This is a genomic window from Xanthomonas campestris pv. badrii, assembly GCF_012848175.1.
In the GTDB taxonomy this organism is placed as follows: domain Bacteria; phylum Pseudomonadota; class Gammaproteobacteria; order Xanthomonadales; family Xanthomonadaceae; genus Xanthomonas; species Xanthomonas campestris_C.
Window position 1 is genome coordinate 2522903 of sequence record NZ_CP051651.1, and the last position, 14886, is coordinate 2537788.

7 protein-coding genes and 1 other RNA gene are annotated in these 14886 nt (G+C 64.8%); 4 read left to right on the forward strand and 4 right to left on the reverse strand.

The window, feature by feature from the left end:
- The first annotated feature begins 174 nt into the window (after positions 1-174).
- Positions 175-1299, forward strand: coding sequence for a LacI family DNA-binding transcriptional regulator (locus HG421_RS10625; RefSeq protein ID WP_169708153.1), 1125 nt, complete (start codon positions 175-177; stop codon positions 1297-1299).
- Between the two features lie 323 nt (positions 1300-1622).
- Here the strand turns inward: HG421_RS10625 and HG421_RS10630 are convergent, their stop codons facing one another.
- The 3 genes from HG421_RS10630 to HG421_RS10640 are packed head-to-tail and all read right to left on the reverse strand — an operon-like array spanning position 1623 to position 6957.
- On the reverse strand, positions 1623-3296 hold the full coding sequence (locus tag HG421_RS10630; protein WP_169706356.1) for an alpha-amylase family glycosyl hydrolase: 1674 nt from the start codon (positions 3294-3296) through the stop codon (positions 1623-1625).
- Positions 3296-4774, reverse strand: a complete 1479-nt coding sequence (locus HG421_RS10635) for an MFS transporter (RefSeq protein WP_169706357.1) — start codon at positions 4772-4774, stop codon at positions 3296-3298. The genes HG421_RS10630 and HG421_RS10635 overlap by 1 nt, the downstream gene beginning before the upstream one ends.
- Positions 4771-6957: a Six-hairpin glycosidase-like protein gene (locus HG421_RS10640; RefSeq protein ID WP_169706358.1), complete on the reverse strand. Its 2187-nt coding sequence runs from the start codon at positions 6955-6957 to the stop codon at positions 4771-4773. The genes HG421_RS10635 and HG421_RS10640 overlap by 4 nt, the downstream gene beginning before the upstream one ends.
- 242 nt (positions 6958-7199) lie before the next feature.
- Here HG421_RS10640 and HG421_RS10645 point away from each other — a divergent pair, with 242 nt between their 5' ends.
- The 3 genes from HG421_RS10645 (at position 7200) to HG421_RS10655 (ending at position 12793) form a co-directional block, all read left to right on the forward strand.
- The gene (locus tag HG421_RS10645) at positions 7200-9281 is read left to right on the forward strand and encodes a glycoside hydrolase family 97 protein (protein WP_169706359.1); all 2082 of its coding nucleotides are present in this window, start codon (positions 7200-7202) and stop codon (positions 9279-9281) included.
- Positions 9282-9597: 316 nt separating this feature from the next.
- Positions 9598-12372, forward strand: coding sequence for a TonB-dependent receptor (locus tag HG421_RS10650; protein ID WP_169706360.1), 2775 nt, complete (start codon positions 9598-9600; stop codon positions 12370-12372).
- Between the two features lie 345 nt (positions 12373-12717).
- Positions 12718-12793, forward strand: a non-coding RNA gene (locus tag HG421_RS10655) — sX9 sRNA.
- Positions 12794-13149: 356 nt separating this feature from the next.
- On the opposite strand, the gene HG421_RS10660 is transcribed toward HG421_RS10655, so the two are convergent.
- Positions 13150-14766 (reverse strand): alpha-glucosidase, encoded by a 1617-nt coding sequence (locus tag HG421_RS10660; RefSeq protein WP_169706361.1) that lies wholly within the window; start codon positions 14764-14766, stop codon positions 13150-13152.
- Positions 14767-14886 lie beyond the last annotated feature (120 nt).

Below are 14886 nucleotides of genomic sequence, written 5' to 3' on the forward strand. Positions count from 1 at the left end.
GTGGGCGGTGGTAGTGCTCATGTCGCACGCTCGGCCGGCGCTAAGGCGCGGGCCACCTTCTCGCAAGGGGTCTTGGGCGTGAATGGTAAACCAATCAGGCGGCCTCCGGGCGGGCCGGCACGGGGCCGGCGGGCGCATGGCATGATGCCGGCCACTGTCCTGCCGCTGCCGACCATGACCATCAAGGGTAAAGCCACCTCGCTGGATATCGCCTACCTGGCCGGCGTGTCGCAGCCGACCGTGTCGCGCGCCTTGCGCGGCAGCCCGATGGTCAACGAGGAAACCCGCAAGCGCATCCTGCGCATCGCCCGCGAGTTGAATTACAAGGTCGACAAGAACGCCTCCTCGTTGCGGCTGCGCAATGCCGGCACGCTGGCGCTGCTGTTCTTCGAAGACCCCACCGCGGACGATTCGCTGATCAACCCGTTCTTCCACGCGATGCTGGGCTCGATCACCCGCGCCTGCGCGCTGCAGGGCTACGACCTGCTGGTGTCGTTCCAGCAGCTGTCCAAGGATTGGCAGGCCGACTACGAAGACAGCAACAAGGCCGACGGCATCATCCTGCTGGGCTACGGCGATTACCAGCAGTCGCGCCAGCGGCTGCAGCTGCTGGTGGAACAAGGCACGCATTTCGTGCGCTGGGGCGCGGCGCTGCCGGGCCAGCCGGGCATCTCCATCGGCAGCGACAACTACCAGGGCGGGCTGGACATCACCGAGCACCTGTTGGCGCAGGGCTGCAGACGCATCGCCTTCCTGGGACATGCCTCCAATCATTACCCCGAATTCGAGGAACGTTACCGCGGCCACGTCGCCGCGCTGGCGCAACAGGATCTGGTTGCCGACGCGGCGCTGCAGTTCGATGCGATCACCACCGAGTCGTCCGGTCACGCTGCATGCCTGGCGCTGCTGGACAGCGGCAAGGCATTCGATGCGGTGTGCGCGGCCAGCGACCTGATCGCCATCGGCGCGATGCGCGCCCTGCGCGAGCGCGGCCTGCGCGTGCCGCAGGACGTGGCAGTCAGCGGCTTCGACGATATCGCACTGGCCGCCTCGGTGGCGCCGGCCTTGTCCACGGTGCAGCAGGACACCAAGCAGGCCGGCACGCTGCTGGTGGAAAGCCTGGTGGCGCTGATCCGCGGCGAAGCGGCGCAGAGCCGCACGATTCCGGTGCGCCTGGCATTGCGCGATTCCTCGCGCAGCAGCGGGCTGCAGCCGCCGCTGGGCTGGACGCCGTCGCCGGCAACGGAGTCCGGTGACGCGATCTGCGGACAGGCGGCCAGCGGAGTTGCTGGGCGCTGAGAATCGGAAATCGGAAATCGGAAATCGGAAATCGGAAATCGTTAGAGCATGCATGGCCGGCTGCAGGATCGATCGCGATCTGCCGAACCCGTTGTAGGAGCGCGCTGGCGCGCGATGAAGCACTACTGGTGACGCCCCATCGCGCGCCAGCGCGCTCCTACCGGTTGCGAGGGTCGCGCGCAGCTTGCTCGGTGATCGGCGTATCCAAAGAAGATACGCCAATGCATGCGTGGCGGGCTGCAAATCTCGTCGCGGCCATTGAATGCTTCGTAGGCGCGCACCCGGGCGCGACGGGGCGTTCCCGGGAACGCCCGGGTGCGCGCCTACCTATTGCGTGCGTCGCGGGCGGCTTGTTCGGCCATCTGCGCGTCGAGTTGCCTGCGCAATGCGGGATCGGTAACCGGCGCGTCCGAGAGCAGCACGCGCACGCCATGCGCCGGGACCTGCGCGAGCAGCCGCCCCTGCGCCTGCAGGTGTTCGCCACTGACCGCATCGCGCCAGAGGCCGGGTTGCAGGAAGCGATCGACCTCGATACTGGTGGCTGCATCGCCCTTGTTGAGCAGCACCAGGGCGGTCTGGGTCGTACCGGCATGCTGATACACGCGCAAAAACGCGGCCTGCCGACCGCGCAGGCTGATATCGACCTGCACGCCGCGCTGCAAGGCCGGGGTCTCGCGGCGCAGGCGTGCAATGCGCTGCAACGGCGCAAAGATCGGGCTTTGCGGCGCCGTACGGATACGCTCCTCACCGAAATAATTGCGATTGCCGGCGTGTTCGGCGCGCCCACGCATGAAGCCGGTTTCCGAGCCGTAATAGATCACCGGAATGCCGCGCGCGGTGAATAGCCAGTTGTGCGCGTCGATAAAGCCGGTGTCGCTGGCATCCAGCCGCGCCATGTCGTGATTGTCGTAGAAGCTCATCAGCTCGTAGGGATTCGCATACGGCCCCTGGCGCAGGAACAATGGCTTGGCGAGTTTTTCAAAGCCCGCCTGTTCACGACCGAAGACTGCTGACAGCTGCTGCTTCAACGGAAAATCCAGCACGCTGACACCGGCGTTGCGCGCCCAGGTATGTCCGGCGATCTTGTCGGCGTCGTAATCGAAGGCTTCGCCGAACATGAAAAATCCCGGGCGTTTTTCGCGAATGCGCGCCACGAAGGCATGCCAGAAGCGATCCGGCATCCAGCCGATGGTGTCGATGCGGAAGGCATCGGCGCCCTGCTCCATCCATTGCAGATACGCACCGGCCAGGTAGTCGAGCACGGCCGGATTGTTCTCGTTGAGATCGGACAGTTCCGCCAGCCCGCCGCCGGTGTTGTAGAAGGCATGCAATGGGTTGTGCTGTGGATCCAGCTGCGCAGGCGGAAGATTCTGGTGGTCGGCGACCAGGTGCCCCTGGGCATCGTAGAGTTTGCCGAAGCCGGGTTGCGCTTCCGGCATGGTATAGGCCGGCGAACCGTGGTTGCCCACGATATCCAGCACCACTTTCAGGTGGTTGGCGTGCATGGCGCGGGTAAAACCAGCGAAATCCAGGCCCGGGCTGGGCAGGTGTTCGTCCAACTTGTAGAAGTTGACGCCCCAGTAGCCGTGGTAGCCGGTCTTGCCGTGATCACTGAGCGTGCTGCCGCAGGTGATCGGCTTGCCGCCGGTGAACGCCTGATCGGGGTTGTCGACAATGGGCGTGATCCACACCGCGCCAAACCCCAGGTCGCGAATGTAGTCGGCATGATCGACGATGCCCTTGAAGTCGCCACCCAGGTAGCCGATGTTGTCGTCGCTGCCATCGGCGCAGGGCGTGGGTACATTGAAGCTGCGATGCGCACCGCCCTGCTCGCGCTGGTCGTTGCCGGTATCGCCATTGACGAAGCGGTCGGTGACCACGAAGTACACCGCATCGGCGGCGAATGGCTCCAGGGTGCCGTAGTATTCCTTCGCCGCAGGTGCCGCGAACGTCACGCCTGCGTACATCGTCAACGCCACACACATCGCACGACGCATCACTGCCCTCCCGAGGCGACTGGAACCCGCACCACGCAGACGCCGGCGACCAACAGGCTGAGCCCGCCGATGGCCAATGCATGGATCGGCTGGCCGCCCAGCCACGCACGGAGCACGAAGCCCAGCGCACTGGCAGCGACCAGCTGCGGAATCACGATGAAAAAATTGAAAATGCCCATGTACACGCCCATCTTGGCGGCAGGCACGCTGTCGGACAGCAAGGCGTACGGCAGCGACAGGATCGAGGCCCAGGCAAAGCCGACGCCGAGCATCGACAGCAGCAACCAGTGCGGGTCGCGGATCACCACCATCGACAACAGGCCGGCTGCGCCCAGCCACAGGTTGCACAGATGGCTCCAGCGCAGCCCGATCGCGCGGACCAGCAGGGGGATGACCAGGGCCGCCAGCGCCGCGAAACCGTTGTAGGCACCGAACAGCACGCCCACCCAGTTGGCCCCGTCGTTATAGGCCGCCGATGCGGTATCGGTGGTGCCGAAATGCACCTGGGTCACCGCGGCAGTGGTGTAGATCCACATTGCGAACAGGGCGAACCAGGAGAAGAACTGCACCCAGGCCAGCCGCCGCATGGTGATCGGCATGCTGCGCACATCCTGCACGATCGCCACCAGCATGCTGCCCGCCGGCAGTACCCGCGCCAGCGCCAGCAGTGCGCCGTAGGCGATGCACAGACCTGCCAGCACGTAGAGCATGCGGTCGCCCTGGTGCCAGGCGATGGCGATAGCCAGCAGCGCACCCGCGCCGCACCACACTGCACTGGCAGCGGGCGGCGGCAACAGGCCGGCCATCGCTGCGGTCGCAGCAGGTGGATGCGCGTCGTCGAAGGCAGCCAGCTGGCGCGGGCTGTATTCGCGTGTGCGCAGCACTGTCCAGCCGATCGACAGGAACAGCACCGCCGCGCCCAGATAGAACGCATACCGCACGCTGTCGGGCAGCTGCCCCGCGGGCGCAGTATTGGCCACGCCCCATTGAGCCAGCAGCCAGGGCAGGAAGCTGGCGACGATCGCGCCGATGCCGATGAAAAAGCTCTGCATCGCGTAGCCGGTGGGCCGCTGCGCCGGCGGTAGCTGGTCGCCGACCAGGGCACGGAACGGCTCCATCGAAATATTGATCGAGGCATCCAGCACCCATAGCGTGCCGGCAGCGATCCACAGCAGCGGTGCGTTGGGCATCACCAGCAACGCCAACGTGGTGAACACCGCGCCCACCATGAAATACGGGCGCCGACGGCCCCAGGAGGTCCAGGTGCGGTCTGACAGATAGCCGATGATGGGCTGCACGATCAGCCCGGTCAGCGGCGCGGCGATCCACAGCCCCGGCACGTCGTCCACCTGCGCGCCCAGGGTCTGGAAGATGCGGCTGGCATTGGCGTTCTGCAGCGCAAACCCGAACTGGATGCCGAGAAAGCCGAAGCACATGTTCCAGATCTGCCAGAAACTCAGGCGTGGCTTTGCGGTCATGGCGCGGCCTCCGTGTCGCCTGCCGGCCCGATCATCAATGCACTCACCTGCGCCGCGTTGACCACACCGTCCCGACCGCCACGGCCACCGGTGTACTGGGCAAAATGCGCCAGGGCGCTCATGTTGAAGCCGTCTTCCAAACGGAAAACGCAGGCCTGCCCTGCCACGGCATCGAAGCCCACCTGTGTGGACAACTGCTCGCCCACGCTATGCGGCATCACGATCACCCGCGATTGCGGCGGCCTGCCCGGGCAATCCAGCACCAGCCGCTTCACCGCAGCAGTGACGCCGGTATTGATCGGGCCATTGGCGTTGCGATATCGCAGCGACACGCGATGCCGCCCCGTGGATGCGGCTTGCCATGCCCAGGTCTGGCTGCCGGGCAAGGTCTGCGATGGGCCGAGCGTCAGCGACGCACTGTGCAGTGACTCCAGGCCATCCACGCGCCGGGTGAGGCTGACCACATGCTGCAGCCCATCGTCGGGCAATGCGTAATGCTCGGCGGCATCCAGCGCCCGGCCGTCCATGTACAGCGTCGTGCCGGCCGGAATCGCAACCCGATACCGATTGGCATGCTCCTGCACCTCGGGCGGCGTCGGCGTTGCCGGCGCAAACACCTGCGCCGGTTGCGGTGGCGCCGTCATGTCGGCCTTGCGCCCGACCAGCTGCACCTGTGTGGTCTGGCCCTGTTGCTCGACACGCCCAGCCACCAGCAACTCGCCCTGGTCGTCGGCAGGACGCTGCAGCACGTACCGCCGCGCGCCCTGCTCCAGCACGATCTGTTGGCGTGCACCGAACAACAGCAGCACCAGGCTGCGTGGCAACTTTGGGGTGACGCTGCCATCGGCGGACAGGCCGAACACGCCTTCCAGCACCGCCGACAGATACCCCGCCACCGACCACAGCTGACGCGGGGAATTCACCACCGGGCCGCTGCGCGCGCCCTCTTCCACGTGCACCGCCAGGCGCTGCATGTCGTAGTTCTCCATGTTGGAGCCGGCCAGCGCGCTGCCGCGCATCAACGACTGCAACTCCAGCGCGATGCGCGGCGCATCGTCCAGCGCACGCGATGCGCGCAAGGCATAGGCGCTGACGAACGGCCAGATGGCGCGGTTGTGGTAGATCGGTTGCGCGGCCTCCTGTGGCCACACCACCGGGCTGCCACCGGCCACGACCGGGTAATTGCGCAGCGCCACGCGAGCGCGTTCGGCCGGAAACACCTCGGCCAGCACGCCCAGCGACAAACCAAGCAGGTCGACCTTGGCATAGCGCACCGGATGCGCGGCATTGCCCAGGTAGCTCACATACTGCTGGCGGGGCGCATCCCAGAAGCGCGCATCGATCGCCTGCCGCAACGCATCGGCCCATTGCGCATACTGGGCGGCACGCGCATCGCCGCGCTGGCGCGCCATCTGTTCGGCCAGGCGCAGCGCCTGGTAATGCAACACGTTGGTCGACAGCGCAAGCGACTCGGCGATGAAGCGCACGTCCTCGCGCGTCCAATCCGGATAGGTCTGCTCGCGCCAGTCCAGAAACGATGTTTCGCCGCGGTAGAGGCCGATCTGCGCATCGAACACCGCATCGCGATCCTGCGCGAGCGTGGACTGCAGCGCCTGCCACACCTCGTCGGCAAACGGCTTGTCGTCCAGCAGACCGCGCGCGGCCAGGAACCACACCACCCGGTCGCTGCTGATCGGCCAGCTGCCACCGGAGCCGGTGTCCTGCGCCACGAACAAGCCGGGCGTGCGGCCATCGCGCGCGGTGGAGAGCTTGAAGCGCAGGGAATTACGTGTGCGCTGCGGCTCCAGCCGCGCCAGCGCCAGATCGGCGGCGAAACTGACATCGCGCGTCCACACGTATGGCCAGCGCTCGCCGGTCTCGAAGCAGGTGCACGGCACTGGCTTGCCGGCATTGAAGGCCGGATCGCGGATCGCATCCACGCGGTCGTCGGCCATCTCCTGCTGCGCCAGCGCGAACAAGGCATCGAACATCGGGCTGGCGGTGTGCGTACGCATCGGCTGCGCCGCAATGCGGCGCTCGCCCTGCGGCCATCGCAACACGAAACCGCCATCGGCCAGCGCCTGCGCCTGTGCGCGGCGCCCCTGAAATTCCAGCTCATCGGCCACTGCCGGCGAGCTTGCCGCAACGCCCAGCGTTGCAGCCATGCAGATCATCTTCAGCATCGAAGCGGCGAAACGGCTTGCGCCGTCGGCCTTCCTCCCTCGTTGCACGCGTTGTGGTGCGTGGCAGAACTGCGCCACGGTCGCGGACCCTCCCAGGTGCCGTGGCGCCATGGTAGACGCGCACCTTGCCGTTCCGCACTCCTGCATACGTATTCATGGCCGACACCGGTACGCAGCATGGTCCGGTGCCGGCGTCGCGCTGCATAGTCGTCGCTTACGCAACGGCCACCTTGGGAGGGGATATGCCGCTGTCTTCATGTCGAGCACGCTCGACGCTGGGCGCGCGCTGGATCGCGCGCCTGCTGTTGCTCGCCTGCATCGCGAGCGTGGCGCCAATGCTGCATGCCGAGGTCACCACGATCGATGTCGCCTCGCCCGGCAAGATCCTGCAAGTGAGCCTAGAGCTGGATGGCGGCACCCCGTACTACCGCGTGCAACGCCTGGGTCAGCCGGTGCTGCAGCGTTCACGGCTGGGTTTCACTCTGCGCGATGGGCGCCTGGACCGCGGACTGGTGGTGCTGTCGCAAGCACGCCAGAGCCATGACGACACCTGGGAGCAGCCGTGGGGCGAAACCCGCCTGGTCCGCAATCACTACAACGAATTGCGTGTTCGCCTGGGCGAGCGTGACGGTGCGCAGCGCAGCTTCGAGGTCGTCTTTCGCGTCTACGACGACGGGCTTGGCCTGCGCTATCACTTTCCCGAACAAGCCGGCCTGCGCGAAGCGATCATCGACGACGAACTCACCGAATTCGCCATTGCCCAGCACGCCGATGCATGGTGGATTCCGGCGGGCGAACCGATCCATTACGAGTATCTCTACAACCGCACGCCCCTGAATCAACTCACCCTGGCGCACACACCGCTCACGCTACGTACCGACAGCGGGTTGCATATCGCGTTGCACGAAGCGGCGCTGGTGGATTACGCCGGCATGTGGCTGCGCCGCACCGATGACCAGCGCCTGCGCGCGCAATTGTCGCCGGCGGCCGAAGGCTGGAAGGTGCGTCGTACCCTGCCCTTCGATACACCGTGGCGCACGCTGCAGATTGCGGATCAGGCCACCGGCCTGGTGGAATCGAACCTGATCCTCAACCTCAACGCGCCCAATGCGCTGGGCAATGTGGACTGGGTCAAGCCGTCCAAGTATGTCGGGGTGTGGTGGTCGATGCATCTCAACCAGCAGACCTGGGCCACCGGCCCCAAGCACGCGGCAACCACGGCCACGACCCGGCGCTACATCGATTTCGCCGCAGCGCACGGCTTTCGCGGCGTGCTGGTGGAAGGCTGGAATCCGGGTTGGAACGGAGAATGGTTCGGCAATGGCGGCAGCTTCGACTTCACCCAACCCACGCCGGATTTCGATCTGCCCGCATTGAGCAAGTACGCTGCCGGCAAGGGCGTGCATCTGATCGGCCATCATGAAACGGGGTGCGCAGTGGACCATTACGAAGACCAGATCGCCGAAGCGATGGACCTCTATGCACGTTTCGGCGTGGATTCGGTCAAGACCGGCTATGTCTGCGACGACGGCCAGGTGGAGCGACGCAATCCGGCCGGCGGCGCGCCGCTGCGCGAGTGGCACGACGGCCAGTGGATGGCACGCCATCACCTGCGCGTGGTGCGCGAAGCAGCGGAGCGGCATATCGCCGTCAACGCACATGAGCCGATCAAGGACACCGGCCTGCGCCGCACCTATCCCAACTGGATTTCGCGCGAAGGCGCGCGCGGCATGGAATACAACGCCTGGGGCCAGCCACCCAACCCACCCGAACACGAGGTCAACCTGGTGTTTACGCGACTATTGGCCGGGCCGATGGATTACACGCCGGGCATCGTGAGCCTGAAAGGCCGCAACGGCCAGGCAATTCCCAGCACGCTCGCCCGCCAGCTCGCGCTGTACGTAACGCTGTACAGCCCGATCCAGATGGCGGCCGACCTGCCCGAGCACTATCTGCAGCACCGCGATGCGTTCCGCTTCATCGAGGATGTGGCGGTGGATTGGGACCAGACCCGCGCATTGAATGGCGAGGTGGGCGACTACGTCACCATCGCGCGCAAGGACCGGCACAGCCGCGAGTGGTTCCTGGGCAGCATCACCGACGTACACGGTCGTCTGCTGCAGGTGCCGCTGGGCTTTCTCGAGCCGGGCGTGCGCTATACCGCGCAGATCTATCGCGACGGCGATGGCGCTGATTACCTGAGCAACCCGTTCGCCTTCGTGCGCGAAGAGCGCCAGGTCAGCAGCAGCGACACCCTGGAGCTGCGGTTGGCACCGGGCGGCGGGCAGGCGATCCGCTTCGTGCCGGTGGGTGGCGCACGTTGAGCGACACCATTGCGACGGCCCGCATGCAGGGCCGCCGCCAACGATTGCATGCCATCGCGGCACCGCGCCGCTGCGGACGAAGCATTTCAGTCGCCCGGCCACCCGCAGCAAGCCACACGGCGTGACCGAAAGCCGCGCATGGAATCGATTTCATCGCCATCGTGGCGGTTGAATACGTATGCAGCGGCCGTTTGCACGCAGGCGCGATGTCTACCATACGTTGCAGTCGCGACGCCTTGCATGACGCACGACGCAGCATATCCAGGCATCTGCCGGATCAAAATTCAAAAGAACAACATGTACCTGGGAGGGGAAAATGTTGAAGCACAAGCGCTCCGCGCTGAGTATCGCCCTGGCCGTTGCCATGGCACCGACGTTGGCAGCCGCGCAATCGGCAACGCCTGCGCAAACCACCACCACCGCACAGACCGCGTCCGAGCCGGCCGCCGGCGAGGTCACCGAGTTGGACAAGGTCCAGGTCACCGGCCTGCGCCGCGCGATCGAAGGCGCCATTTCGGTCAAGCGTGATTCCACCTCGATCGTGGAAGCCATTTCCGCCGAAGACATCGGCCGCCTGCCGGACGTGAGCATCGCCGAATCGCTGGCGCGCCTGCCCGGCCTGGCTGCCCAGCGCGTAGCCGGCCGCGCGCAGGTGATCAGCGTGCGCGGACTGTCGCCAGACTTCTCCACCACCCTGCTCAATGGCCGCGAAGTGGTCAGCACCGGCGACAACCGCAGCGTGGAATTCGACCAATATCCGTCCGAACTGGTCAGCAGCGTCACCGTCTACAAGACGCCCGATGCCGGCCTGGTCGGACAGGGCCTGTCGGGCACGGTGGACATGCAGACCGCACGCCCGCTCAGCTACAACGAGCGCGTGATCGCCATCGGCGGCCGCTACCAGCGCAATTCGCTGGGCAAGGCGGCCAATGTCGACCCCTACGGCAACCGCTTCAACGTCAGCTACATCGACCAGTTCGCCGACCGCACCATCGGCCTGACCATCGGCTACGCGCATACCGACATGCCGATCCAGGAAAACCAGGTGGGTTTGTACGAACCCTGGCAGGCGGTCAACGCACAGCGCCAGCGCCCCGGCGTTGCCGATGGCGTGTACTTCTCCGATGGCATCAAGGCCTTGCGCCGCACCGGCAACCAGAAGCGCGACGGTGTCATGGCCACGCTGCAGTACCGCCCGTCCAACGCCTGGACCAGCACGCTCGATGCCTTCCACACCGAAGCCGAGCAGATCGATACCGCCAACCAGTTCGAGCTCAACCTGAGCAACTACAACGGTGGCTACACGCCGGGCCTGAACATCACCGATGTGCGGGTCAACGACAACGGCAGCTTCATCGGCGGAACCGCCAGTGGTGTCTATCCGCTGGTGCGCGGCATGTACAACAAGCGCGAAGACAAGATCGACGCCTTCGGCTGGAACAACGAAATCTCGGCCGGCGCCGTCAAGATCATCGCCGACCTGAACTACTCCAAGGCAACCCGTGACGAGTTGAACCTGGAGAACAATCTCCAGCGCGCTCCCATGCCGCAGCTGGACACGGTGGGCGTGTCGGTCGTCGGCAATGGCTTTTCGCAGATTACGCCGGGCATGAATTATTCCAATCCGGACGAGCTGTTCCTCACCAACACCATCTACGGCTCCGGCTATGGCAAAGTGCCGCGCGTGGAAGACGTGCTGAAGGGCGCGCGCCTGCAGGCCAGCTTTCCCATGCCCGAGGCATTGAGCTGGTTTTCCGATCTGGACGTGGGCGTCAACTACGCCAATCGCGAAAAGCAGAAGACCCAGCCGGAAGGCAACATCACGCTGGGCGCGCAGGGCGAAGCCACGGTGGCGGCGGACCTGCAATACGCTCCGGTCAATCTCGGCTTTGCCGGCCTCGGCTCCCTGCCCGCCTGGAATGTGCCGGCCACCGTCTTGCGCTACATGCTGTTCAATCCCAGCGACGACGCCTCGTTCCTGGTCTCCAAGGCCTGGACGGTCGAAGAAAAGATCACCACCGCCTGGCTGCGCGCCAACATCAATACCGAATGGGGCGAAGTGGGCGTGCGCGGCAACATCGGCGTGCAGCTGCAGAGCGCCGACCAGTCCTCGCAGGCCAATTACTGGGATGCCTCGCAGCCGGCCGGCAGCGAAGTGCGTCCCATCGACGATGGCAGGAAATATCGCGACTGGCTGCCCAGCCTGAATTTGGCGTTCCAGTTCCCGTACGAGCAGACGCTGCGGTTTGCGATGGCCAAGCAGGTGGCGCGCCCGCGTGTGGATCAGCTCCGCGCCTCGCTGGAGTTCGGCGTGGACACCTCCACCGGCCGCCCAGGCGCCAGTGGCGGCAATCCCATGCTCGACCCGTGGCGTGCCAACGCCCTGGACATCTCCTATGAGAAGTACTTCGCCGATCGCGCCTACGTGGCGGCAGCGTTCTTCTACAAGGACCTCAAGAGCTATATCTACACCCAGAGCCGCGACAACTACGATTTCTCGGCGTTGGTCGCCGGCTACGTGCCGCCGCCGGGCTCCGCACCGGTCCTGACCACCGGCACCTTCAGCGCACCGTTCAACGGCAAGGGCGGCACGCTGCGCGGCGTTGAACTCACCGCCTCGTTACCGCTGGACCTGCTGTTCGCCCCGTTGGAAGGCTTCGGCATCCAGGCCAGTGCCACCTTCAACGACAGCGACGTCAAGATTCGCGACCCAGAAAGCGCCTCCAGCGTGGGCGATGGCGAAATCAGCCTGCCCGGCCTGTCCGAACGCGTCTACAACCTCACTGCCTACTACGAGCACAAGGGCTTCGAGGCACGCGTGAGCCAACGCCGCCGCTCGGACTTCATCGGCGAGATCGGCAACTTCAACGGCAACCGCACCTTGCGCTACGTGGTCGGCGAAAACATCACCGACGCGCAGATCAGCTACAACTTCAGCGAAGGAAGCAGCCTGTCCGGCCTGACCCTGCTGCTGCAGGCCAGCAACCTCAGCAACTCGCCGTATCGCACCTATGCAGAGTCCAAGGATCGCCCGCTCGAATACATCGAATGGGGCCGCACCTTCGTGCTGGGTGTGAACTACAAGTTCTGATCTGCTGCAGCAACAAAGAGCGGCCCTATAGCCCCTCTCCCCCCGGGAGAGGGGTTGGGGTGAGGGTACGGGGTTCAGGGAAACACCATCAGCTCCAAGTGTATTGCTTTCGTAATTCCCTAGATTTTTAGAGGGGCTGCTCTCCAATCCGCGCAATGCGACCCAAAGCGCCCTGCTCCAGAATCTCAAGATGTTGCCTACTCGGAAGCCGCCGGTTAAACACCCGGCGGCTTTTCTTTTTTGAATAAGCACCACCGCCATTTGGGTAAACACGATCACCACAAGAGCAGCTAGCAACACGACCGCGCAGCGGCCAGGCGGGCGATACCGGAGCTCGAAAGGGACATGTGCCGCTCGTGCACTCCAATTCAGAGTGTCCCATTCATACCAATTGACGACTGCTCGCTACGTTCTGTCAGCCACTTTCAATCGAGGGGACCGGGCGATGAGAGCCACATACCCACCTGACTTTTCGACGCTCCCATTCGCATCAGATGCCGTGACACGCGAGCCAGAGCGTCGATTGACGACGTCGCGATCGCACTCAGCTTCATCAGGCAATCGGCTCCTCCAGCTGGATCGGGCCGGCGCACATGCATTGCCGTTTCCTGCAACAGCGCCAAGCATGTGACACATATTGAGTCGCTTGCCGGGCACAGCGACTGGGGTAAGCACTGATTGGTAACTGACACCGCATACAAAAAAAGCGAGGCACCCCAATGGAATGCCTCGCCTGTCTCACTCGATCACGGAATACCCGCCCGTAAAGCGGTGCTATCAGCCCTCGCTCATAGCGCACACCACCGCGTGCCCAGGCAAGCTCACGCGTCCATCCTCGATCACGCCCCGCTCCACCCCCGGAAGATCGATCTGTCCCCACGCGCCTTCAGGCAGCACAAGCTCGGCAACATCGGACGACAAATTGAAGGCCAACAGCATCATCTGGCCTGCATGCTCACGCCGGAACATCAGCACCGGCTCGGCGGTGTCGTAAAACGTGATCGTTCCTTCGCACAAGGCCGGCATGCGCTTGCGCCAGGCAAGAAACGCACGCACCGCGTTCAACACCGACTGCGCATCGCTCTGCTGCACACTTACTGCCGCCAGGCGATGCGGCTCGGCCAACGGCAGCCACGGCTTGCCACTGGTGAACCCCGCCGACGGCGCATCGGTCCACGGCATCGGCGTGCGGCACCCGTCGCGCCCCTTGAAGGTTGGCCAGAACGTGATGCCATATGGATCCTGCAGATCCTCGAAGGCCACATCCGCCTCGCCCAGCCCAAGCTCCTCGCCCTGATACAGGCAGACCGAACCACGCAGCGAACACAGCAGCGCCACCACCATCCGTGCAAATGCGGGCGACGCATCTTCGCCACCCCAACGCGTCACCGCACGCACCACATCGTGATTGGAAATCGCCCAGCACGGCCAGCCTTCCAGCATGGTCGCCTCAAGCCGGCTGACCGTCTCACGGATGTAGGCAGCGCTGTAATCCTGCACCAACAGCTCGAAGCTGTAGCCCATGTGCAGACGGCCCTTTGCGGTGTACTCGGCCGTGGTCGCCAACGAATCTTCCGAAGAAATCTCGCCCAGGCTCACCGCATTCGGGTAGCGATCGAGCAACGCGCGCAGGCGCTCCAGGAACGGCAGATTCTCCGGCTGCGTGTTGTTGAAGTAGTGGTACTGGTACGCGTACGGATTGTCCGCACTGAAGCCACGCCCCACCCGCTTGTCCGCCGGCTTGGCCGGGTTGTCGCGCAGCTGCGCATCGTGGAAGCAGAAGTTGATCGCATCCAGGCGGAAGCCATCCACCCCGCGGTCCAGCCAGAACCGCACATTGTCCAGGGTCGCCTGCTGCACATCGGCGTTGTGGAAATTGAGATCCGGCTGGTCCACCAAAAAGTTATGCAGGTAGTACTGCTCGCGCCGCGGCTCCCACTGCCACGCCACCCCACCGAAGAGCGACAGCCAATTATTGGGCGGCGTGCCGTCCTCGCGCGGGTCGGCCCAGACGTACCAGTCCGCCTTCGCGTTGGTCTTGTCCTGCCGGCTTTCCTGGAACCACGCATGTTCGATCGAGGTATGGCTCAGCACCTGGTCGATCATCACCTTCAGCCCGAGCGCGTGCGCCTTGTCGAGCAGGCGATCGAAATCCTCCAGCGTGCCGAACAGCGGATCCACCGCCCGATAGTCCGCGATGTCATAGCCGAAATCGGCCATCGGCGACTTGAAGAACGGCGAGATCCAGATCGCATCCACACCTAACCCGGCAATGTAGTCGAGCTTGGCGATGATGCCGGGCAGATCGCCCACCCCATCGCCATTGGAATCCAGAAAACTCCGCGGATAGATCTGATAGATGACGGCCCCGCGCCACCATGGTGTCTGCAACATGCACGCCCCTCCCGAGCCACTGCGGGCGTCCAACACGGCCGCCAGCCAAGGGCGTTAGCCTAGCCGCGCAACGCGCATCGGGCGCGCGCGTGCATACGTATTCATCGCTAAGCGTGCTAT

What these genes read in the sequence shown, in the direction of transcription:
- HG421_RS10625 (WP_169708153.1), top strand. Translation starts at nt 175, where the DNA reads ATGACCATCAAGGGTAAAGCCACCTCGCTGGATATCGCCTACCTGGCC.
- HG421_RS10645 (WP_169706359.1), top strand. Translation starts at nt 7,200, where the DNA reads ATGCCGCTGTCTTCATGTCGAGCACGCTCGACGCTGGGCGCGCGCTGG.
- HG421_RS10640 (WP_169706358.1), bottom strand. Translation starts at nt 6,957, where the DNA reads ATGCTGAAGATGATCTGCATGGCTGCAACGCTGGGCGTTGCGGCAAGC.
- HG421_RS10660 (WP_169706361.1), bottom strand. Translation starts at nt 14,766, where the DNA reads ATGTTGCAGACACCATGGTGGCGCGGGGCCGTCATCTATCAGATCTAT.
- HG421_RS10650 (WP_169706360.1), top strand. Translation starts at nt 9,598, where the DNA reads ATGTTGAAGCACAAGCGCTCCGCGCTGAGTATCGCCCTGGCCGTTGCC.
- HG421_RS10630 (WP_169706356.1), bottom strand. Translation starts at nt 3,296, where the DNA reads ATGCGTCGTGCGATGTGTGTGGCGTTGACGATGTACGCAGGCGTGACG.
- HG421_RS10635 (WP_169706357.1), bottom strand. Translation starts at nt 4,774, where the DNA reads ATGACCGCAAAGCCACGCCTGAGTTTCTGGCAGATCTGGAACATGTGC.